Origin of the sequence: Proteus sp. fly-1013, assembly GCF_040140245.1 — a bacterium.
Lineage (GTDB): Bacteria > Pseudomonadota > Gammaproteobacteria > Enterobacterales > Enterobacteriaceae > Proteus > Proteus mirabilis_B.
In genome coordinates this window covers 180,741-203,906 of sequence record NZ_JBEEWD010000005.1, presented here as the reverse complement: position 1 = coordinate 203,906, position 23,166 = coordinate 180,741, and the positions used below count along the sequence as shown (strand labels likewise).

20 protein-coding genes are annotated in these 23,166 nt (G+C 35.6%); all 20 read right to left on the bottom strand.

Annotation, left to right across the window (positions count from 1 at the left end):
• Positions 1 to 42 precede the first annotated feature (42 nt).
• Entirely contained in the window at positions 43 to 1,374 is a 1,332-nt protein-coding gene (locus tag ABN236_RS11445; protein ID WP_349474018.1) for a VasL domain-containing protein, read from the bottom strand.
• 39 nt (positions 1,375 to 1,413) lie between these two features.
• On the bottom strand, positions 1,414 to 4,962 hold the full coding sequence (gene tssM, locus ABN236_RS11440; protein ID WP_349474017.1) for a type VI secretion system membrane subunit TssM: 3,549 nt from the start codon (positions 4,960 to 4,962) through the stop codon (positions 1,414 to 1,416).
• 2 nt (positions 4,963 to 4,964) lie between these two features.
• Positions 4,965 to 6,419 (bottom strand): type VI secretion system protein TssA, encoded by a 1,455-nt coding sequence (tssA, locus tag ABN236_RS11435; protein ID WP_349474016.1) that lies wholly within the window; start codon positions 6,417 to 6,419, stop codon positions 4,965 to 4,967.
• A gap of 5 nt (positions 6,420 to 6,424) precedes the next feature.
• Positions 6,425 to 7,075: a type VI secretion system-associated protein VasI gene (gene vasI / locus ABN236_RS11430; RefSeq protein ID WP_349474015.1), complete on the bottom strand. Its 651-nt coding sequence runs from the start codon at positions 7,073 to 7,075 to the stop codon at positions 6,425 to 6,427.
• A complete protein-coding gene (locus tag ABN236_RS11425) occupies positions 7,072 to 7,869 on the bottom strand; it encodes a Fis family transcriptional regulator (RefSeq protein ID WP_349474014.1) in 798 nt (265 codons plus the stop codon). The genes vasI and ABN236_RS11425 overlap by 4 nt, the downstream gene beginning before the upstream one ends.
• A complete protein-coding gene (tssH, locus tag ABN236_RS11420; RefSeq protein ID WP_349474013.1) occupies positions 7,866 to 10,502 on the bottom strand; it encodes a type VI secretion system ATPase TssH in 2,637 nt (878 codons plus the stop codon). The genes ABN236_RS11425 and tssH overlap by 4 nt, the downstream gene beginning before the upstream one ends.
• Before the next feature lie 9 nt (positions 10,503 to 10,511).
• Complete coding sequence (icmH, locus tag ABN236_RS11415) at positions 10,512 to 11,267, bottom strand: type IVB secretion system protein IcmH/DotU (protein WP_196553916.1); 756 nt, start codon at positions 11,265 to 11,267, stop codon at positions 10,512 to 10,514.
• Entirely contained in the window at positions 11,260 to 12,618 is a 1,359-nt protein-coding gene (tssK, locus tag ABN236_RS11410) for a type VI secretion system baseplate subunit TssK (protein WP_088494820.1), read from the bottom strand. The genes icmH and tssK overlap by 8 nt, the downstream gene beginning before the upstream one ends.
• Positions 12,619 to 12,620: 2 nt before the next feature.
• Complete coding sequence (gene tssJ / locus ABN236_RS11405; protein ID WP_088494821.1) at positions 12,621 to 13,175, bottom strand: type VI secretion system lipoprotein TssJ; 555 nt, start codon at positions 13,173 to 13,175, stop codon at positions 12,621 to 12,623.
• A 1-nt stretch (position 13,176) separates the two neighbouring features.
• Entirely contained in the window at positions 13,177 to 14,421 is a 1,245-nt protein-coding gene (tagH, locus tag ABN236_RS11400) for a type VI secretion system-associated FHA domain protein TagH (RefSeq protein WP_088494822.1), read from the bottom strand.
• 5 nt (positions 14,422 to 14,426) lie between these two features.
• Entirely contained in the window at positions 14,427 to 15,476 is a 1,050-nt protein-coding gene (gene tssG / locus ABN236_RS11395; protein WP_502929626.1) for a type VI secretion system baseplate subunit TssG, read from the bottom strand.
• A complete protein-coding gene (gene tssF / locus ABN236_RS11390; protein WP_349474012.1) occupies positions 15,440 to 17,224 on the bottom strand; it encodes a type VI secretion system baseplate subunit TssF in 1,785 nt (594 codons plus the stop codon). Before tssF ends, tssG begins: the two co-directional genes overlap by 37 nt.
• A gap of 1 nt (position 17,225) precedes the next feature.
• The gene (gene tssE, locus ABN236_RS11385; protein WP_270754766.1) at positions 17,226 to 17,663 is read right to left on the bottom strand and encodes a type VI secretion system baseplate subunit TssE; all 438 of its coding nucleotides are present in this window, start codon (positions 17,661 to 17,663) and stop codon (positions 17,226 to 17,228) included.
• A 5-nt stretch (positions 17,664 to 17,668) separates the two neighbouring features.
• Positions 17,669 to 19,147, bottom strand: a complete 1,479-nt coding sequence (tssC, locus tag ABN236_RS11380) for a type VI secretion system contractile sheath large subunit (RefSeq protein WP_088494826.1) — start codon at positions 19,145 to 19,147, stop codon at positions 17,669 to 17,671.
• Between the two features lie 20 nt (positions 19,148 to 19,167).
• Positions 19,168 to 19,665: a type VI secretion system contractile sheath small subunit gene (gene tssB, locus ABN236_RS11375; protein WP_088494827.1), complete on the bottom strand. Its 498-nt coding sequence runs from the start codon at positions 19,663 to 19,665 to the stop codon at positions 19,168 to 19,170.
• A gap of 746 nt (positions 19,666 to 20,411) precedes the next feature.
• Entirely contained in the window at positions 20,412 to 20,897 is a 486-nt protein-coding gene (locus tag ABN236_RS11370; protein WP_349474011.1) for a hypothetical protein, read from the bottom strand.
• A gap of 107 nt (positions 20,898 to 21,004) precedes the next feature.
• Positions 21,005 to 21,493: a hypothetical protein gene (locus ABN236_RS11365; protein ID WP_349474010.1), complete on the bottom strand. Its 489-nt coding sequence runs from the start codon at positions 21,491 to 21,493 to the stop codon at positions 21,005 to 21,007.
• 13 nt (positions 21,494 to 21,506) lie between these two features.
• Entirely contained in the window at positions 21,507 to 22,115 is a 609-nt protein-coding gene (locus ABN236_RS11360) for an aminopeptidase (protein WP_349474009.1), read from the bottom strand.
• Positions 22,116 to 22,321: 206 nt separating this feature from the next.
• Positions 22,322 to 22,696: a hypothetical protein gene (locus ABN236_RS11355; RefSeq protein ID WP_194951032.1), complete on the bottom strand. Its 375-nt coding sequence runs from the start codon at positions 22,694 to 22,696 to the stop codon at positions 22,322 to 22,324.
• Positions 22,697 to 22,835: 139 nt separating this feature from the next.
• Positions 22,836 to 23,165, bottom strand: coding sequence for a hypothetical protein (locus tag ABN236_RS11350; RefSeq protein WP_349474008.1), 330 nt, complete (start codon positions 23,163 to 23,165; stop codon positions 22,836 to 22,838).
• Position 23,166: the final 1 nt, after the last annotated feature.

Genomic DNA, 23,166 nt, shown 5'->3' with positions numbered 1-23,166 from the left:
CCTTTAATAATAAATAATATCTGCCATGATTTCTGGTTATTTTTAATATGAATAAGGCTTTAATCCTAACTCTTCAGCTTCTTTTTGCAGGAGATAATATCGTGCCAATAATCCATTAATATCTGCATCGAGATTATTAATTAATGCAGGAGAGATAGACTGCTCTTTACTTATTTCTTGTGAAAATGCATATAGCTTATTTTCAATAGGAACAGCTTTATTATGGCTTTTTTGAATTTCATAAATGGCTGTTTTTAAATAAGAAAGGGTAAAGCTTCCTCTGTTACGTTCTTGTTGAACAATCCTATCGGAAAGCTGTTGAATTAATTTATTCGTATCTGACCAACTGCTGTCAATTGGTGCGTTTTCTAATCGTGTAGTAAGGATATTTTGCCATTGTCGTGTTGCGTAAGATTGATCAGCATTATTAGGCCAAAGTTTTTTCGCGACTTCCAACATATGATCTGATTTTCTTAAAGCAAATATAGGCGACTGTTTTTCCATTAAAACAAGGTTATTTGCATATGAACTGATATTTGGTTGATATAACCATTGTGTAATGGCACCTTCAGGTTGAGCGGTAATTGCAGAGAGTTCTTTTTGCATCGGCAGATAAATCGCCATACCAATAGTAATAAAAATAGCACTGCTACTTAATAGTCCAATAAAAAAGCCTTTTTTCGCACTCATTGGTTTTTTCTCAAGCGGCGGATCGTCATATAAAACAACTTCGGCGATAGGGTTAGGTTTAGAAGTATTGTTTTCTTTAAGTTCATCAGATGCACTGATATAGACAATAGGCGGAATTTTAACGGCATTATTACTACTTTTTTGAGTCGAACTTTTTGTATTTTGTTCTAAGGTTTTCGCTGCATTTTGGAAAAACCAAAGTAAATTTTCTAGCTTTGGTAATTTAGGCCAATCCGTATGGGCAAGTTGATCGATAATTAATTGTAGAGCTCTTTCTGATCGATAAATTAAACGTAAATCAGAAGGCGAAAAAGTTAATTGGCGTAATAAAGCTCCCGCTTTGGTATTAAACCAATTAATGACATCACACCGATGATTGGGTTGAGTCGGCCAAAGATTATCCCACTGACTTACCACTATATTGGCAAGTAATTCACATCCTTCAGTAAAACCATTTAACCCATTTAAATGGAGACGAGCTAGCGTGTAATAAGTCCCACTTTGCAAGTCGATACCGTGGGTTTTAAATAACGTTAATGAAAGAGACTCAATAAGAGTCCAACTGATCTCTGGTTGAGAAGGATGATTAAGTTTATTAAATTCCGCTTTTAATGCGATAAATTCAGGGATATCTAAAGGAGAGCCTGCAATTTTTATCACAAATTTTTCTTTTGGCGTATTCATGAATGATCCTATCCCCTTATAAATATAAGGGGAAATCAGTTAATAAAGGGTTTCAGGTAATTTGAAGCGAGTAAATAATCCACCAAAGAAAGGATTATTAGATTCATCGATTGTGATCCGATATGTCATATCACCATTATCAAGGGTGAATTTCACATCAAAAGAGTGCGGCTTTATATTAGTAAGCTTGCCGCCATTAATGAGTCGCATTTGTGCCCAAGGACCATTAAATAAAACAGCTCGAGGTGATTTATCGCCAGAAATAGGAACTAAGGTCAGCTTGCTCTCAACATTTGAACGCATTGAGTTAGGCCAAACCATATGTACGGTATGGCTTCTGCCGTGTGAATAATCGAGTAATTGCCCATCAAGATTTAAAACACTACGACGCTTATTACCGGTAAGAGAAAGCGCTTCAATAGCAAATTGCGCTTCTAAATTGCCTTGTGCATTAAAGAATGTATTTCTAATTCGATTTGCAATTTCGAGTTGTTCTAACACATCCGGACGAATAAGTGATTGACCATCACTATTTTCAATCAGGTTGTTTTCAACAAAAAGGCGTAGATTTTGCTGATAGAAGCTATCTAATGTGCCGTTTGGTTTGAAAAAGCGTTCAAACTCACTTAAAGGGACATCTTGTGTCGTTGCTGCGTTAAACGGATAGCGACCTACAATGTAGGTATGATATTGCTTAACAACGGTTTCATTCCACTCAACTTCCATGTAGCGGATAGCTTCTTTTTGTACAACATTCCACGCTTGATCTGCTAATTGTCCTACCCAACGATTCATTGGCTCAGGCAATGTTTTAGCTGATTGAGATAATTCAAAAATAATGTCGCGATTATTATCCTCAAGGCGAGAAGTCACCGCCTTTAATGCTGCTTTACCCGGCACAGGTGAATTATAAATACCTAATAAATAACGATGCAGTTCATTTAATTTTTGATTGAGGTTCTGTAAGTTCTCACCATTATTGCTGACAAGAATTTCAGTTTGAGGTGCAAATTCTTTATCTAATCGTGTGAGTAATTTATATTTCAATTCATCCATTAATGCCTTTTGATCAGCAATTGGTAGTGAACTGTCTATTTTTGGCAATGTTGTATTATCTCTTAATACTTGTAATGCACGACGGATGGGTTGTTCACCGCTAATAATCTGCTCTAATGCATTAATTTCATCTTGTAGTGATTCAAATTCTCTTATTTCAAGATTACTCATAGCTGCACGCCATTGAGCCGTATAATCATTTAGATATTGTTCGGTGATTTGACGTTGGATCTCTTTTCTATCACTTTCACTGTATTGAGTATTTGTACTTAAATTTAATACCCATGCATCCAAAAAGGTCAGATCTACCAGCTCATCATTATGTTGAGTAAAGTAGTTTGTTAGCCCATACAGCGTTAGAAGCTGAGGCATTTGAAGTTTATCTTCATTAATAGCGGTAAAAATAGAGTCAAAGCTAGGGCCAACTTGATGACGTATATTTAATGGTGATGAGAGAACTTGGTTCGCTTTAAGGCGCAAGGTTTGATAAACACGTTGATAAAGCGGTAAACGACTTAACTCTTTTTGCGCTGTATCGATTGGCTGAGTAAATGGTGTAAAAGCATTAATAGCAGTTACTTCACCTGCCTTACGTTGAGTTTGCCAATCGGTATGTTTTAATGCGTATTGTAAATGTGACATTAATTGAGATTGAATATCTCTCTGTCCTGTAAATAAGCGACTCCAATAATTAGCCATGAAGTTTTCAACAATCTCATTATTACGCCCACTCTTATCTTCAAGCATGCGCATAATGCGTAATATCTCTAGCTTTTCCTCACTACCTGCTGGTGCTTTTTTCAATTCAGTCAGTAAAGAATTCATTATTGAAGGCAGATAATGTTCTGTTATCAATTGGAGATAAACATTTTCGACATAAGGGCCGACATTCTTTCCTTGGTATAACCCTAGGTCAGAAAACGTGTCACTTTTCTCGCGATAATTACCGTAAGCTAATGTGGCATCTAATAATGGATTTAATACCGCAAGCTGCTCTTTTCCTGCTGTATTAGTGGTAATGGTCGCTTCTGAAGAGCGAAATGATTTCACTTCATTAAGTACATTTTCGCCAGATTGGTAATTTTTACTGTAATAATGGCTCCAGCCATTCCATAAAGCGATAATACCAACAACACTAATAGCGGAAGCTAATAGAACTCTTCTACGATGTTTTTTAAGCCAAAATTGACTTTCAGCAGCAATATTTGGCTCTGATAACAAAACATCTTGAAAAAGTGATTGCGTAAAATAGCTATGAGTTTCTGCAATAGGCCAAGTGGCTAATGGTGCTGTTGGTAAATGATATTGAACCGATGCCGTTTGACTAAAGATATTATCAACCTGACCAACTTGTGTTGCTGAAGTGAGATATATCCCTCTTAATTGTATATCTTGTTCTTTATTACTGGACGTTAATGCATTAAGTAGGCTAATAACGTTAGTTTTTAGCCCTTGAATTTGTCGAATAAAACTAAATAACTTTGTACGTTGGCTTTCATCAACGCGATTGAGCATCATTTCAGGAAGGGCGCTATTCATTTGGCTTACCCACTGTTCCCAAAATGCATTAAGATCTTTTTCCCAATTATTTTCGCTATTTAATCGGAATGTCACACCCAATATTTCATCACGCTGTTTAGCTTCTAGTGACTGAAACATAGCGTCAAATCCCTGTAATAAATCGAGCTTTGTAAACACGACATAAATAGGTAATTGACTATTAAAAGTGATGCGAATTTCTTGTAACCGCATATGCAATGAAGCAATAAACTGGCTATTTTTCTCTTTATCGTTTGTCAGTAGTTGTAATGTATCAATAGTAAGAATAATGCCATTCATTGGCTGACGAGAGCGATGTTCATTTAACCAGACTAATAACTCATTCCATAATCGGTGATAAAGTTTCGGCTTTTCTAAAATAAGATTGGGTTGTGTAATTAACTTACCTTCTGGCATTAATAATATGGCTTGGTCTGCCAATAACATTTTTATATGCAACGGTAATTTTTGCTCACTGACAATATTTTCAATAGGCGCAATATCTAAAGTATTGAGGCTATTTTTTAATAATGTGTTTTTACCACTTTCATCAGTACCTAGCACAAAATACCAAGGCTTTTGATAAAGCGCATTGGTGTGCCCATTTTGATGTTTAATAAATTGCGATTTCCAATAATTTAAATAACGGTTCTGATGTTCAATATCATTAAGTACAGGATCGACAATTGCGAGTTCAACATCTAATTTCAGACCTTCAAGTTTTCTTACACGAAGCCATGTTGCAATACCAACCCAACTGACAACAACTAAAATAGTAATAACTGTCGCTAGCCAGCGCGCACTGAGCGATCTTAATGGGTAATCTCCTTTAAATTCATAATTAGCTCCCCACCACCAAATCCAAATGACAAATAGAGCTGGAATTAAGGCAATAAAAAGTAAAAACAAGGATTTAATTTTTGATTTATCAGCAAAGAAAATTTTTTTTATAAAATCCGTTATTTTCTTTCCAGAAAGAAATGACCAATTCATTATTATTCCCTATGAGAAGACAAGTTTTGTTGATGTTCCGCTTTTGATGCTAATTGATTTAATAAATTGGGTTCCCACTCTGATAATGAATATCGAAGCGCATCTTGATAAAGCTGATTAAAATAAACATTTGCGATGGAACTCATCTTTGACGCTTCAAATAGTTGTGCTGAGAGTAACTGCAAATAAAACCGCTGGCGGGGTTCTGTTGTGATTGAAATAGCATTATCAATCATCAATAACGCGGCATTAAGACCTTCTTGTTCAAAGCAGGTCATAATTTCTTGTTGTTCACTTTGTAGCGATAACGCAGGGCTCGCTTTATTATTCGTTTTGCTTTCTAAGCTATTTAGCCATTGATGAGTTTCTTCTGAAATAAAGAGCGTCATATCAGAGAAATAGAGATGGTTGAGCTGAGGTAATCTGGTTAAAAACAGTGAAAGCTCTTGAGCAATCGCTGATGAAATAGAAGTTAGCCCTAATGATTGAGCGGCTTGAGCTGCAAGATAGTGACCATCTAACCAGTAAGGAGCCAACGTTAAGCTCTGTTCAATTTCATTGAGTAAACTGAGTGTTGGTTGCATAAGTTGCGCTTTGTAATCGGTCACTCTATCTATTGCCACTGCCGCTAGAGGTGTTTTACCTTGCTTATCGCTCATCGGAACTGTTTGAATATTATGCCAAATAGCATATCGACGTAGGCGATAACCAACCGCATCATTAGGGGCTTGTTCACAAAGAATGCCAGCGACTTTTAATAGTGTCTGCTTCCATTGGCGATCATCACTTTGATTAATTTCAACGTGGGGTTGCTCTGCCTGTGAAGTTGCGCTTACTGGTGTTTGAGGTGTTTTTTTTATTTCATTAACTGGTTCTGCTTTTACACTTTCTTCAACCGTAATAGTCGATTCTTGTGTATTTTCTATATGTTGATACGCTCGGCTTAATTCATCCATTTGCGTAGATAAACTAGGCTGATTGGTGTGCCAAAATTGTGCTAAATAGGCGAATTCACCCAAAATATCATCACGTTGTTCAGATGTGGCTTGCTGACAAAAACTGTTTTTGACTGATTCAAAACGTTTAATAATTTGTTGTGCTAAGCGTAGTTTTAAACGTGGATTACTAGGATAACTGTTATCCCAATAATGTTGCATATAGGCGCTGGCAACCGTGGCAGCAATAACTAGCTCTTCAGGGACAGCAGCATGTTGCAGTGTTCTTAGAAAATGCACCAATAGACGAAAGTCTTTGGTTTGTGTTGCGAATAGTTGTAATGCACGACGTTGAAGATCATCAATATCTAAAGAGCTATGGCTTAGTGAGCCAAATTTTATCATTTCATTTTCGATATATTCCCAGTCGGCACTATTTTCATCAAGCTGGCTACTTATTTTAGCCTCATCCAAAGGTGCTAAAAGTTGTTCTCGCCATGTACAAAGCGTTTTTGTTGTCATTTTTATCACCAATGACAGGCGGAACGCAGAGGTTTTATCTCTTCGTTAATGCCTGAAATATTAAAGGTTAATTTCTCATCATTCGCTAATTTGATGGTTAGTTTTGTGCTGGAAAGTAGTTGTTTGATTTCATCAATACCGGGTATGCCGCGGCTTGCTTCAAGCAAATAACCGTCTTCTCGTAGAAACCATTCGCTACTTAGTTGTGTTTTTTCCGTGATGAGTTGGATGTTTCCTGCAGTTTGTTTTTTGGGTAACGCAATTTGCATACGAGTAATGTTGTCGATACAACTGAGCATTAAAATAGGGCGGGGTGGCTGATATCCCATGGCTGGGATCGTCATAATGACGGGATAAGTTCCTTTGTTATTGGCTGTCACCATAAATCCCGCTGTATAGTTTTCACGCTTCATTTCATGCTCTACCGCTAAGCGCCAAATATCGCCCATCGCACTGATATCAAAAGTAGAAGTTTGTTTGTTCTCAATATTAATTTGGTCATAACAAGATAAACGAATAAGTTGAGATACCTCTTCACGACATTGAGAGAGCGCTTGTTCAGTAAGATTAACTTCATCCTCTTGCGCCTGTGCAAAGGCGTTGTTGAGTAAACAGAAAGCCAGAAAAATGAAATAAATAATCCGTGAATAAATCATTCAAGACATCCATATTTTTTTAATTTATATAGAAGAGATCGCTTTGAAATATTTAAGTTTTCAGCAATTAAATTGAGATCGTCATTACTGCTTTCTTGTTGATAACGCAGAATTGACGCTTCATAGCGTTCAGTGGCTAAAGTAAGATCGTTCACCTCAGCGAAAGAGTGCACGGGTGCTCGCATTGAAGTTAAATTCGATATGGATAATGAACGTAACGTCTGATTAATTTTCTCTTCTTTTTCTTGTTGTAATTTCAATAGATATTGCAGATCAGCAATTTTTTGTTGTGATTGAGAAAACGCCAAAATACTTTTTAATTGATGGTGAAAAATATTGCAGTAAATAGAGAAGATCCCTTGCTTATAAACGGTTTCATCGAGATCTTGCCCTAACATAATAATTAACCCACAAGGTTTATTATTCAGATCAGTAAAAGGAATACTAAACAACCCGCAATGCACAGGTTGTTTGGCGATAAACTGCTGTAAGGCGTGATCGCTAATATAACTGCCTTGCTTTAGATCATTCCAAAGTACAGATTGTGGTTGTGATAGAAGCTGGATCAAGGGGTGATCCGCTTCTGTAATATCGACATCCAAATGTTTTTTCTCTACTTTCTCACTAAGATCAATGCTCCAGCTCTCTAAGCGATTCTCTGATTTATTAATCATTGAAACAATGAGTGCGCTAAATGGACTACGAGGCATACTAAGCTCAAGAAATTGGCTGATCAGTGAGTCCACATCTAAACAAGTTAAGAGAGAGAGCGCATTTTTCAGTCTGTGCTTCATAGTTCTACATTTACCTCTGCAATAAATTGGTTATCTTGCGTTGATAACCGTATCGTCCTGATATCTTCATTCCGTGCGCTGTGTTGCAAGAGAAGAAGTGAAAGAGGAGGGAGTAGAGCGCCATCAATAATAGATTCTAAAATTCTTGCGCCATTTTCTGCTCGTGAAGCACGTTGCAATATCTCATCTGAAACAGTGTCTTCTAGCCTGATTTCTGCATGAAAACGTTGTGTAAGTAGTTCAGTTAAGCGTGTTAGTTTGTAAGTAATAATCTCTTGGAGAATAGCCTGCGTTAACGGTAAAAACGGAATAACTTCCATACGTGCTAAAAGAGCAGGTTTAAAGAAAGTGGTTAATTCTGGGTAGAGGGCATCATGCAACTCATCCGGTTTATTGGCATGAGCCATAATGATGTGATCACCCAAGTTAGAGGTTAAGAAGAAGGCGATATTTTTACAGTCAATAATACGGCCTTCTCCATCGGCTAATTCTCCTTTATCAAAGGCTTGATAAAACAGGTTTAAAACATCGGGATGGGCTTTTTCTACTTCATCAAGTAATACAACAGAATAAGGCTTTTTACGGATAGCTTCTGTTAATACTCCGCCTTCGCCATAACCTACATAACCTGGAGGTGAGCCAATTAGGCGAGAAACCGTGTGTTTTTCCTGAAATTCAGACATGTTGATCGTGGTTAAATACTGTGTTCCACCAAACATTAACTGAGCAATTTGAATAACAGTTTCTGTTTTACCGACACCACTTGGTCCTGCTAACAAGAATGCACCAAGAGGACGACCAGAACGGCGGAGATCGGCGCGCGCTGTCAGTAAGTGTTTATGAAGATGCTTAATAGCAAGTGTTTGCCCTTTGATGCTTTGTTCAAGATAGGTCGGAAGCTCTGTCACCACCAGTAATGCATCTTGTGATAAGCGATTAAGAGGTACGCCTGTCCATTCAGCAATAACGGCAGCGATTTGTTTTTTATCTACATGAGGAGAGACTAATAGAGAGTGTTGATGTAATTCAGTTAACTCTTCATTTAGAGCATTTAAGCGAGATTTTAGCTCATCACTATTATTTTCAACACTTTCAGTGTTTGTCTCTTCTTCAAGTGATTTAGTCAATGCTGATAATAAAGTTGATCGTAATTCAATAATTTCACGAACAATATTTTTCTGTTTTTCCCACGCCTGTTGAAGCACTTCAATTTGTGTTTCAATCTCAATAGACTGATTGTCTAATATCGCCAAGCGCTCTGAATGATCTTTTAAACCTAATTGTTGTTCACGAATTAATACATCTCGCTCCATCTTGATTTGATGGCGTTGCGTTTTTAATGCTGATAGCTGTTTAGGTGGAGTTGAAAGATTGATAGCTGCACGAGCACAAGCGGTATCAAGCACATCAATGGCTTTATCTGGAAGCTGGCGACCAGAAAGATAACGCTCACTTAATTGTGCTGATGCACAGAGCGCTTCATCATCAATAAAAACTTGGTGCGCTTTTTCATAGATAGAGCGTAACCCGCGCATAATAATAATAGCTTCATCGGCAGTAGGCTCTTTCACTTGAACAAGTTGGAAGCGACGCGCTAATGCGGCATCTTTCTCAAAGTATTTTTTGTATTCGCTCCAAGTGGTTGCTGCGATAGTACTTAATTCACCACGAGCTAATGCAGGTTTTAGCAAATTGGAGATATCTAAGCCACCTTGCTGATTTCCTGCACCAATCAAGGTATGAGCTTCATCAATAAATAAAATAATAGGAGTCGGTGATTGTGCCACTTCTTGCATAATGCCTTTAAAGCGTTTTTCAAATTCACCTTTAACGGCGGCACCAGCTTGAAGAGCGCCTAAATCCAACGTTAATAACTCACATTCTTTGAGTTTTTCAGGAATTTCGCCAGCGATAATACGTAAGGCTAACCCTTCAATTAAGGCACTTTTACCGACACCCGCTTCACCGACAACCACGGGGTTGTTTTTACGACGACGGCAGAGAATATCAATCATTAAGTCAATTTCATGATCACGACATAAAACCGGATCTAGCTGGTTATCTCTTGCTTGTTGCGTCATATTTTGTGTAAAACGCGCAAGCATAGAGTCCGATTGAACATGACTATTGGATGATTTATTAGCTTCTGCTATTGGTGCTTCTGCTGATGTCAGCGTCCACTCATCAAAGTTGAGTTTGAGTTGTTCTCTATTGATTTGAGAGAGTAATTCGACTGCTGATTTAGGCAAATAGCGATGAGGCATTTGCAATAAAGTGAGTAATAACGCGCCTGAACGTAATTCGTTATGACTAAGCTCTGCTGAAGCCAATAACCAACTATCTTTAAGCCATTCCACTAATAGTGGGGAAAAGCTTGGATAACTTTGTGTCACGCTTTGGTGCTGTACAGAGTTAAGATCTAAAAGCGCTGTTAATTCAGTTGGATTGATATCAACTTTATTAAAAATAGTGCGGATATCCGTTAGTGGTGTTTCCAGCAGTTGTTGTAAAAATTGGTCTACTGTAATTTCAAGTTGCTGGTGGCTTACACAAAACGCAGCCGCATTTTCTAAAGCGTGTTTAGCAATAGGGTGAAGTCTATTAACTAATGTTGAGAGATCAATCTGGATCATAAGGGCGTCCTAGCTAAGAAGTGTATTAAGCTGTTCCAAAATATTGAGAGTTTGATGTCTCAATCTAGAAGCATAAATTGCATAAATAATCGTGGCGAAGATCAGTGAGCCAATGGCGATATAACGAACACCAAAGCGTTGTCCTAAACGATATTGATGTGATTTAGTGCCATTTTCTTTGTATAAAACAACAGGTTGAGATTCACCTTTAAGTTGTTGGATCTGTTTTTGAAGTTGGCGAAGTAATTTATTAAAGTCATCTCCATAGCCATTGCTGACTTTATAGCGACCGCGATAACCAAGGCATAAACAGAGATAAATAAACTCTAATAAATCAAGGTAACGTTTAGGCTCACCTAATAAGCGTTCTATTAATACGAAAACCTTTTCACCACCCCATGATTCATTATGAAAATGAACTAACAGGGATTGTTTTACCCAATCGTTATCTTGATCCCAGCCTAACTCTAATGCTGCTTCATCAATAAATGTGCATAACACATAGCGGAATGAAACAATGGCACCCGGCTCATAACCGTGAGTTTGAAGTTGTTGTTCAATGGCTTGAATGTCAGTGACCACTTGTTGAAAAAGCTTTTCTGATAGCGGAGTTGCTGACATTGATTTCATTCTGATCACCATACCCAGCAATGGTGTCGCAGCATCAATCATTGGATTGATGTTGTTACCGCGTAATGGTAATTGATATGATTTATGGCTCACTTTTTTTTCAGTAAGTTCTTGTATTAATGATAAATCACTCATGTTGAGTTCCACTTCTTATTGCCCAAAGTTGAATATCAAGTTCAGGGAATTGTCCTGATACGTGGAATGCAATATTTCCGTGTTTCTGTATATCAGCCCATGATTCACCTTGAGGATCTAAGCGGAAATAGGTATAGCCTGAGTGATATGGCAATTGGCGAGGAGCGGTTGATAACGGAATGAAGCCAACACCAGGCATTTGAACACTGACTAAATCACGAATTTGATTCACTGAAGTGACTTTTGCCTGTTGTGCGAATTGGCGACGCAATTGCTCTTGAGGTAACTGAGCGCGTACCGCAATAATAAATTCAGCACTTTGCAGAAGTTGTCTGTCATGAATTGTCGCAACACGAATACCATGTTCTTGTTTTTGCAATGGAATTGGCACCGCTCTTGGTGTGAGAACCACACTTAGCGCTTGTCGAATAGATTTAATTAGAGGTAAAAAGCCCGATGCCAAGTCATAGTGTCGATAAATCGGTAATTTATCAGGTAAACGAGAGCCATTAGTAAAGGTTTGAATTTCACCATTAAATTGAAGTAGCTCTTTAAAGAGTTGCTCTGGGTGAACCACTGTTTGCTTAGATAAATGTGAAAATTGAGGATAAGCACGATTAAGTAGCTGTAACATCATAAATTCAGCAACATCGGCAATACCTTGTTGACCGGGGGAGCCTATACGCTCTGCTATTTGGCGTCCTCGCTCAAATAAGGCACCTTCAACTTCAGCTAAAAACTCAGCTAAAATAGGGCAAATTCTTGAATTTAAACAGGTAGGAATATAGTTTTTATCGAGAATTAAACTACCATCAGCGCTGATCTCTCTTATTTTGCAAATTGGCAACATCACATAAGCGTCTAGCTCTGTTTTTCCTAATTTTAAAATAGGATTAAGCTTTGCAATATTAAGCTGACTGATATCTCCATTCTCAGTATGCAAATCACGTACTTGTGTTAATACATCGCTATAACGAGCTAATAAATGATTACCATTATGGGAATGAGAGATTTCACTGACTGTGTTGTTTTGTAACGGCAATGCCAAATAGACCACATTGTCACTGCCTTCATTAATTTGTGAAATATCAATAGGTGAAGGAAGATTATCTTGCTGTGGAATAGAAAACAGCGTGCCGTCAGGCATAATGCCAGAAGCTTCTTTAAGACCAATACGACCAAGGCTTAATAATTCAGTATTCAGCGTCAATTGGCTTAAACCATAGTAATGAGCGTGATAAGTTTTTATCAGCGTTTCAATAATATAGTCTTGATAACGTTGCTGTTGCTGAAAATGCTGAGGCTTAATAAACAACCCTTCATGCCATATCACTTTATTTTTTGTCGACATTGTTATTGATCCTCTTCTTTTCTAAATTCAATTTCATTTTCTTTGATATGGACTAGCAGATTGTAATAATGACCAATCCCATTGATTTTTAATATTTTCTTCCATTGAGTAACATTGACGTCAGAGTAATAGGCAATGATCCCGATATACTTATTCTTTTTATCCAGCTCAATGGGATCGAGCGGCTTATATTGATCAGGTAAAAGGGTGTAATCTTGATGATCGATATAATTTCTCTTTAATAGTTTTTTCAGATCGCAATCTTCTTCAATAATTTGGTCTTGATCTAAAGAGGCAAAGATCGAATCTTCATTCATATAAACAATTTGTAATTGAACCGGTGTTGCCTCTCCTTGATGATTAGGATTGATTTCAGGCTCAGCTAATAATGTGAATGAGACAACCGAGGATTGTTCTTTTTCTTTACCCACGGGCGTTGATGGGTCCCATATGACTTTGCCTATTTTTGACATGGCTTCAATAGGGCCACTGCACCCACTTAATTGGGTGGCTACAAAAATAAAAAAGAGATAAGCCATGAATGTTTTTATCGACATATCACACCTCATCGAGCCCTTTTCTTAAGGCTCGGTCATAAGCGTGGGTATAGACCTCATAAAATAGTTTCTCAAAACCTTGTTGGCGAGATGATGCTAACTCATTGTAATAATTGGTATACATATCCCAAGCCCAAGCGCTATCACTTGGAGTGTTGTCGTAACTACGACGATAATGAGAAAAGCGTTTTAATAAATGCTCTGGCGAGAATGCTTCTAATAGTGTGGTTAATGCAGCGGAAATGGCTTCTTGATTAGCATAATAATGTAATTGCACATTATGTAAGCTTTCTGCGACAGCCGAAGGCGCAGATAAATGTACAGGGCTACGTTCATCGGTAAACATTAAACGCATAACACTGTCATATTCATTATTTAAACGAAGCGGATTATCTTCAATTGGGCGCAGTTGTTTATCTTGTAAATTTTCCTGCTGTTGTAATGCCAACAAACCTTTTATTGCAGATTGCGTCGTTTTTCCTAATTCAATAAGAAAATCATTTGCTTGCTGTGAATTTTGTAAGTTAAGGTGTACGCCTAGCCCTTTCATTAATGGATTAATTGCGACATAGTCTACGTCTGCATTTGTTTCATTATCTTGAGACGTTATTTCTGGCAAATCCATAAATTCCTGAACCATGAGATCTCCCTGGTTATCTGAACGAGGCGAAGAAAGAGCGTAGTGATGTGTGTTAGATGATGAGCCTTGAATAAGCTCTAAGCTTTCGCTTTCAAGGGCTTTTAATGGATCATGTGTCATTGAGCCTGAAACTGTCGGAGCTAAAGGCATAATATGGCTTTCTGTTTTATGAACCGAAGGGGAATTTTTTTGTAGCAGGGGATCGAGCGGATTATCATCAGTCTCGATCAACGATTGTGGTGTCATCGCCATAAGATCAGGCTTATTGTTTTGCGTTAAATTGATATTAACGGATAAAACAAGTTGCCCAATTTTGATCTGATCATTTTGAGATAAACAGACCGCCCCAATATGAATGGGGATCAGGGCGTTGTTAATATAAACAGGCTCAGCAAGTGTTTTTAAACAAAATTGTTTATCTTGCCAAGCGATAGCGCACTGTGTAGATGCAATAGATGATTGAGTATCTTGTATTACCCAGTGTGATTGTTTACTGCTACCAATCGTGCCACCAAGTTGCGTGAATTGACTATTTGGTACATAGCCACTTTCAAGCAACTCACTATTTATTAAGCGAAAAGAGATTGTGGGTAAATAATTATCCATAAATATTATTCCAAAATAGTCATTGTCACACTAGGATTGGCTTCTGGTTTTCCGAGAAAACTTTGCCAACCTAATTGATTGTGTTGTTCTTTACCTAAGCAGATCCCATATGCCTGTTTATCGGCGATACGTAGGCGTAAATCCCATGCAAGTTGTTCATGCATGATGTAAGAAACAAAAGTAATAAGTGACAAAAAGTCTTTGCCATTGGGAAGAAAAGACATATAGCGATCGAGCGGTAATTCACTGATTTCAATCGTGCATTTACCATTACAATCATAGATATGAGAGCCAATGTTAAAATTCTCACCTAAAACCATTTTGGGGCGTGATTTCTGTCCTGAATGACGAGCAATAATCCCTAAACGGTTTTGTTGATCTTCAGGGATAGGTACTTTGCGTATTTCCCATCCGATCAATTCAACTTTTTCTAAATCAAAACAGTGAGAAATTAAGCTACAAATAACATCGGGAGAGCGACTTGGACTGGCAAGCAATCCAGCATAAGCCAGCATTTTGCTGTGGTTGATGTTCATCATGCCACGATTGGCTTCACTTCCTAGCCCTACCAAAGAGAACATATGACGAGAAAATGCGTCGTGGCCACCATCTTCGAAACAGATGTAATAGCGATATTTACGCCATATACGATGGAGTAAAGTCACTAAGCGGTGATTAAATAAATTAAGATAATCCGTTAATTGATTGGCTTGTTGAGCTTCTTCCCACGCGAAATGATCAAGGTAATAACCCGGCAATGGCGATTGGCTACCATGTAAACCCAAAAAAGAGACTTCAAGGTCAAATTGACCTTGTTCATCTTGGCGTAATGAAACGACATCACGAGTTGGAAACGCGGTATTAGCGCTTGTTCTAAACTGAATAACGCTTTCATTATTCAATGCTGTTTTTTGAGAATGCAGTTTATTAAGCAACTCAACTAATTGATAGAAGCTGTATTCAGTAACAGATTTGCCCGCTTTTTTATTTAGCCAGCTTTGTATTTTCTCAATCTCTGTTATTTGAGTATTTGCTGGTTTATTTTCGCTGGCCAAAGATAAATTTCCTTATTATCTAAATTAATAACTTCCAATTCGTGAAACATATTAACGCTGGTATAAAGAGTGAAAAATTGTGCTAATACAGAACAAAATAGATACATAGCTCCTTCTGAAATAAAGGCATTTTGATGTATCGATAATGTTGTTTTCACACCTCTTACTGGTAAGCCTTTATATAAATACTCGATAGACTCTGTTTTTAAATTTGTGATTGCATCGAGGCATTTTTGAGATTGACGAGCTGATTGCTGATGAAACGTCGCTTTAAAATCATATAGCTGTAATATTTGTTTGAGTGCGGTTAAGCTCAATAGAGATTGATAATTAATAGATAAATTAGTGAGTTCTGACCAATACAACGTATTTCCTAATAAAGGATAAAGTGCTTTTGTTGGCTTAATAATATTACTGGCAGATAACACCCCTGAAATAACGTTGTTCTCATCAAGCTTTATCGAATGAGAAGACAATGAAGAAGCTAATGTACGATTAGTACAGTTCATAGATACTGAAATGCTTTCTTCACAATTTAGTAAATCAGCTTCATTGTTTCGCACAAATGACAAGGTGTGTTGATAACCATAATTTGATTTATGATGTGCTATTTTTAAACGGTAATAACCCGTTCTTTCGGGATTATCTTGATTATTTTGATGATGAAAACTCTCAAAAGCTGTGTATCGTGTAATATAAGAACGCTGATTTGGAATATAGCGCAAACCTTGGATCGTATTTATTGAAAAAATATCATAACAATCTTGTTTTTTATGGCTTTTATTTAAAATATATTCTGTTTCTTTTCCCGTTAAATTTATCGCTTCACTTTCTGATCCAAATAAATTAACAGCAGGTACGCAATTTATCTTTATGCAATCTTCCGTGATCAGCATGGCTTCTGGAATATCACTGTCAAATTGAATTGATAATGTAAAAGTATCAGAAACCAGTGCAGGAGGAATATTATCTAATCCTTTAATGGATAAAGACATAAAAGCTTCAGGAAAACAGAAATATTCCTGTAATAAGCGATATCCTTCATAACTGTTTTTAGGATAAGGCAAAAGAGAGTCTTCTGCATGAAAACCAATAGGTTCAACCGCAAAATGCTCTAAGGAAAATTGACGCTGAGCCGTTGTTATTTTTGCTTTTTTAACTTTGTTATTTAATAAATAAAATAACTGAGTCGTTGTATAAGAAAGACCATTAAGATAAATACACAGTTTCTCTAAGCCAACTGTGGATAGCGACTGTAATTGGTTTAGAGAAAAATGAATATCTAACGTGTCTTGATTTTGAGTCACTTGTGCTATTTGTATTGGAAGTACCCATAAATCACGACACTGCGTAAATTGGCATTTATGCCAATTATCTTCATCATTTTCGGCTAATTCATTTTGAATATAGAGTGGGCGGCTAACAAAAGGTTGCCCCTTTGCTATTTTTATTGCACATTTTTGAGTGGCTTCAGTACGATATTCCATTGCTGTCATACTAGGAAATGGACGTGCGTAAGCAGGCCATAGCATATTGACTAAACTGTTTGTCAGTTCAGGAAATTGTCTGTCTATTTGTTCTCGTAAATTACCTGATAAATAAGCAATACCATCTAAAAGCCGCGCAGCATCAGGATCACGCACTCTTTCAGATATTTGATTAATAAGCTGCGGTTTTTCAGTTGCAACATACTGTTCAAGTTTATCGAGATAACTTAATTCATTATTAAAATAGTGATTTGAAGACATATTAAAATTGCGTCAGTTGATATCTACGGTTGCTGTCTAATTGCACGTTAAATTCAATAAACTGCTTTTGATTTTCTAATAAGATAAAAGCTGTAATATTAAATTGCAGTGACAGTGGCTCTGCTTCATTTTCTATAAAATGAACAGTGACATTGCTTATTCTTGGCTCATAAGTCGTAATGCAATCCGCAATAATATTGGATAAATGAACCTTGAAATCGACTCCTGTTAATGTCGCATCGTTTAAATCAGGAACGCCTAAAGCAGGAGTACTTTGGCAACCTAGAGGTCTGCTATTTAAAACCTGATTTAAATTTTGCTTAATTGACATGAGTAACGCTTGGATTTTCGCGCGTTGGGAAGAGCCTACGCTCTTCCCTTGTATGCGCTCAAATAAACTGGAAGCGGGGTTATCTTCCAAATTATATAGAGCTGTCATTGCACTTATTCCTTATCTAAGCGACCAACAAGTGATAATTCAAAGTTTGCACCCATATATTTAAAATGAGGGCGAACTTGAATAGCCACTTGATACCAACCTGGATCACCATCAACATCAAGAACTTGGATTTGAGCTGAGCGAAGAGGGCGTCTACTACGAACGTCTGCTGGTGGATTTTCCTGATCCGCAATATATTGTTTTAGCCAGATATTAAGCTCACGCTCAAGATCTTGGCGCTCTTTCCATGAGCCAATTTGTTCGCGCTGTAGGACTTTAATATAGTGAGCTAAGCGATTGATAATAAACATGTAAGGAAGTTGAGTCCCTAACTTATAGTTAGTTTCTGCTAATTTCCCTTCGCGCGTATTAGGGTAGTTTTTGGGTTTTTGTACTGAGTTTGCAGAGAAGAATGCCGCATTATCACTACCTTTACGCATTGTTAAGGTGATAAAACCTTCTTCTGCTAATTCAAATTCACGTCTGTCAGTGACTAAAACTTCTGTTGGGATCTTAGTTTGTAATTCACCCATCGCTTCAAAGTTATGAACAGGTAAATCACCTACGGTTCCGCCACTTTGAGGACCAATAATATTTGGACACCAGCGATATTTTGCAAAGCTGTCATTAATACAACTTGCTAATAAGAAAGCAGTATTACCCCATAAGTAATGCTCATGATCTTGCTTCACATCTTCAGAGTAATTAAATAACTTAATTGGATTCTCAGTAGGTGAATAAGGTAAGCGCACTAAGAAACGAGGTGCTGTTAAACCTAGATAACGTGCATCTTCAGATTCGCGCAATGAACGCCATTTAGTGTGAGCCGGGCCTTCAAATACTGATTTCAAATCTTTAATAGCTGGTAATTCAGCATAGCTATTAATGCCTAAGAAATTAGGTGAAACAGATGAAATAAATGGCGCATGAGCCATTGCGCCCACAGCACTGACATACTGCATCAACTTCAGATCAGGCGTGGTGTTATTAAAGGCATAGTTACCAATCACAGTCGCGACAGGTTCACCACCGAATTGACCATAGCCTGAAGAGTAAACGTGCTGATAAAAGCCGGATTGTACAATCTCAGGTGAAAACTCAAAATCTTCTAATAGCTCTTCTTTTGTCGCATGCAAAATATTGATTTTGATGTTTTCACGAAAGTCAGTACGATCAACAAGTAATTTTAATGAACGCCATGAAGACTCAATTTCTTGAAATTTTGGCGCATGTAAAATTTGATCGACTTGAGCACTTAGTTGAGTGTCTAGCTCAACAAGCATTTTATCAATTAGCAGTTTATTGATCGGCTCTTCTTCTGATGGGTTAGCAAAAATATTACTAATAAAGGCAGCAACACCTTGTTTGGCAATATCATAAGCTTCGGTTTCTGGCGACATTCTAGATTGCGCCATAATTTCATCAAGCAAAGAGCCACCAGATGTTATTACCTGCTCTTGTTGGGCTTCATTAACTAAAGACATAGAATAATCCTCTGTAAATATTATTTTTGGCTAGCAATATCGAGCTCTTTGAGTAACTGTTCGCGTGTAGCTTCATTTTCCAGAAGCTCTTGCAGACGTTTTCTAAAAGCAGGAATATTGCCAAGAGGACCTTTTAGCGCAACGAGCGCTTCTCTTAGTTCTAATAGTTTTTTTAGCTCAGGAACTTGGCGTGCAATATTATCAGGAGAAAAATCTTGTAGTGATTTAATCTCTAAATTGACGTTAAGATCAGACTCACTTTTTTCATCTAATGCATTTGGAACCGCAATATTTAGATTAATACCGGCGCTTTCCATAACAGAATTAAAGTTGTTCTGGTTTATCGAAATGGTTTTACGATCTTCAATGGGGGTTTCTTCCGTCTTCCCTTTCATATCGCCCACAATAAGCATATTTAAAGGTAATTCGACTTCAGATTGAACACCACCATCATTAGGGATGTATTTAATATTAATACGTTCTTTGGGCGCAACACTACCAAGAGTATTTTTACTCATTTAAACTAAGCTCCTTATTTAGCTTAAGTTCTTAATTAAATACTCAGCGTATTGATGAATAATTTAAATTAAGAAATACCTATCCTAGGCAATAATGTAATTACCTTATATGAGTTTAATTTTCCTGGTAGAAATAAAATAATAACTAAAAATAAAATAATAAGTAATTTTTTCTAATATATGCATTTAGTTTTATATAAAACCGTCCTTGAGTCAATAAGAAATATTTGATGTTTTTTACTTTTCATTACATTTAATTAGTGTCGTATTTAATTTAAATATAATGATTTAACTTTATAAGTAAGTTTTTTCATCTATTTTACTCATATTATGCAACTCGATAGGGATAAATTAATTTATATTTAATTTAAATTGCAAATATGGAAAATAGAAATTTCACTATGAATTATTTATTCCAAGATTCTATAAGTGCAAGATATTTAACGTTAATTTCACTTTAATTTCTGGTCGGCTATTTATTTTATTTTTTTATATTTAATGTTTGTTTTGATGAAAAATAGAACTGTGATATAAGTGAAAATAATGTAACCTGTCGTTATTATTATGATTGAAAGTTAAATTTGATATAAGGGAATAATATTAAGTGAAATTATTTGATAAAAACAAGAAGGAATTCTTAAGTCATTTCGAATATGATTGGTAAGATTTTAAATGATATATTACTTATCTCTGATTTATAGACAATATGATATTTAACTTAAATAAAGGTAATTTACTCGCTACCATTATCCTTTATTTTGTTTATGGAATATTTTCCATTCGATATCATTATTGAAGCTTGAACGATAATGGCAGACGATAGAGCCCGAACTATTCCACGGATCGTAAGAGACACTAATATGCATTTGTTGACTTGCAATCGGGAGTTTGATTCCGGTTTCTTGGTGAAACCATTGTTTTAGATTGTGGGTTATTTTTCCTTTAGGGCTATTTTGTATTCCATCCATTAATTTTTCGGGTGCCAAGTACCATGAACTGAGCAAGGCGTTTTCATTTGCGGGTGATGTAAAATGAGTGACTAAAAATAACCGACCATATCGGTTTTTCGCTTTACCTAAAACTAGCCGATAAGCAACAGTTTTGCCTTGGGAGTTGGTTATCCATTTTTCCCAAGGATAAAGGGGAGTTATGATATCTTTCAGAGTACAGATAGGAGTTAAGTAGATATCGTTATTTATGATAATTGTATTGTTTTTTTCGTATTTAATCATAGGGGATAATAAGGTATTTATTGCTAATAGTCTTAGTATAATTTAATCAACTGAGAATAAAGTTGCTATGAGGAGTATCTTAAAAAGTAGTAGTGAGTAAAATATTTCTATTTAGTGGTAATATTTTGATTAATGATAAAAATATCATTATTAATTAAGTCTAATATAATGTGAAAATTAGAAGTTGACTGAAAGTAAACTATATTCTCTTTTCGCTTTATACTAACAAATGGGTTTGAAGTTGTTGAATATAAAAACCACAATATATTATTATTTATGTCTGTTTTTACAATAAAGCCATCACTACCCATTTCACCTTCTCCACATAATAAAATGTATTTATCATCAATCAATATTTTGTTATTTATCTGAATTTCAGACCAAAGATCATCATCACTTTGAAGCAAGTTATCGACAGTTGTTTCACCTTTATATGAAAGGAAATATTCCTTTTGATAGGAATGTATTAATTGAGAATTATCAATAAAATCAATATCGATAAATCTTATCAATCCAGACTGATCACAAACAAGATCCAGTCCGATTAGCTGATTATTTATCCATTTGTTTTGGAGTGAGTTAGTTGGGTTTTTCATAATTTATAGCGTATTAAAAATAACCATTTGGGAAAATTTCTGATAAGTGTTTTTTATAAAATTCTATTTTTTTAGGATGATTGATAATTCTACAAGCATTATTAAAATATTGGCTTAACCAGTAAGCATGAATGTAATTAAAATACTCATGAGGGTTATTTTCTGAAAAACTTATGATAGATTCTAATGTTTCTATAATCTGTTTTTCACTAAAAACCTCATTAGAGGATTGTACAATGATATTTTTTAATTTCATATAAATTTTATTAAATTTATCAACACTTAGAGGATCTTTTGATTTATCGTAATTAATAAATAATGCTGACTCTATATCATAAATGAAAAGATCATCAATTAAGGTAAGTTTATTTTTGAGTTTTTTAATATGATTAACAAAATTTTCACTTTGAGTGGATTCTATAATAGGGATGATAATAGTATCGTGATATAAAATTTCAAGGTATTTATCTTCAACCGTACTATATAAATTTATAAGAAAATCGCTATCAATATCGATTAATTCAATAATCGGCCAAAAAAAAGAGTCATTTAAATTAAACCACATATTAAATGAAAGAATTTCGTCACATTTTTCTTTGATCTTATAAATTCTATTTTCCATATTAATCCAGTGGTGACTAATTAATAACAGGTTGTATTATAACTAGATAGTAGTCTGATAGATTATGCTTATTAAGTTCACCTAGCTTTTATAAAAATCAAGTATTATAATGGTTTTTTATTATAAAATAACATTGTTCATGTAAAAATTCTAGTTGTGTATTTTTATTATTTTCTTTATTAAATTTCTTTAATTTATATAAAATTTTATCCCTGAACAATTATTTTATATTCAATAGAGTCTGCAATTATATGTACCCATTCTTTTGAAGAAAAGAACTCTGCTAAAAATGAAAATGAATATTTTCCACCTAGATGAAAATATTTTTGGTAGTTTGGCAAGTGTTCTATAAAATGTATTCTATCAGTAACTTTTATAAATTTCCCATTTGTTGTATCTATCGTCCATGATAGCGGTGCATCAATATAGCTTGCATTTCCAAATTTCAATTCAATAAAATAATTTTGGTCTGTTATATCCAAACATCCTTTAACGATTAGATCATTTTTATGGAAGCCACATATTTCCATATCACACCAATCATTTTCTTTTAAAATAGAGCTTATTTTTTCTATATTCATAATGCCAACAATGTTTTTAATAAGATATACGGGAGGTGAAAATATTATGACCAACAGTTTTCAGTACTTAATTTAAGTAAAGAACTCATCATATATAAAATAATAATTTAATGCATGAATATATTCGTTTATAGTTGAATCATTCAGGCCCATTCCACTCAAGCTTATCTTTTAAATTTTCTGGAACTAATTTAAATAATAATTTAATGTTTTTTTTATGGGAATTATAGTTGTTGAAATATTGTGAGCTAGCATTTTCTAGATAGTAACGAGCTTGATTATTAAGAAAATATACATCATGTTCAGTCATTTGTGGATAGGATAGTGATTTGACAATATCATGCAATAATTCTGCTTCTTGATAGCAAGTCTTGTCTAATGCTTTTCTTAAAGCAGATAGGGTTTGAATGTTTCTGATATAGGATAATACTTTGTTAAGCATGTCAATATATATACTTGTCTTGTCCATT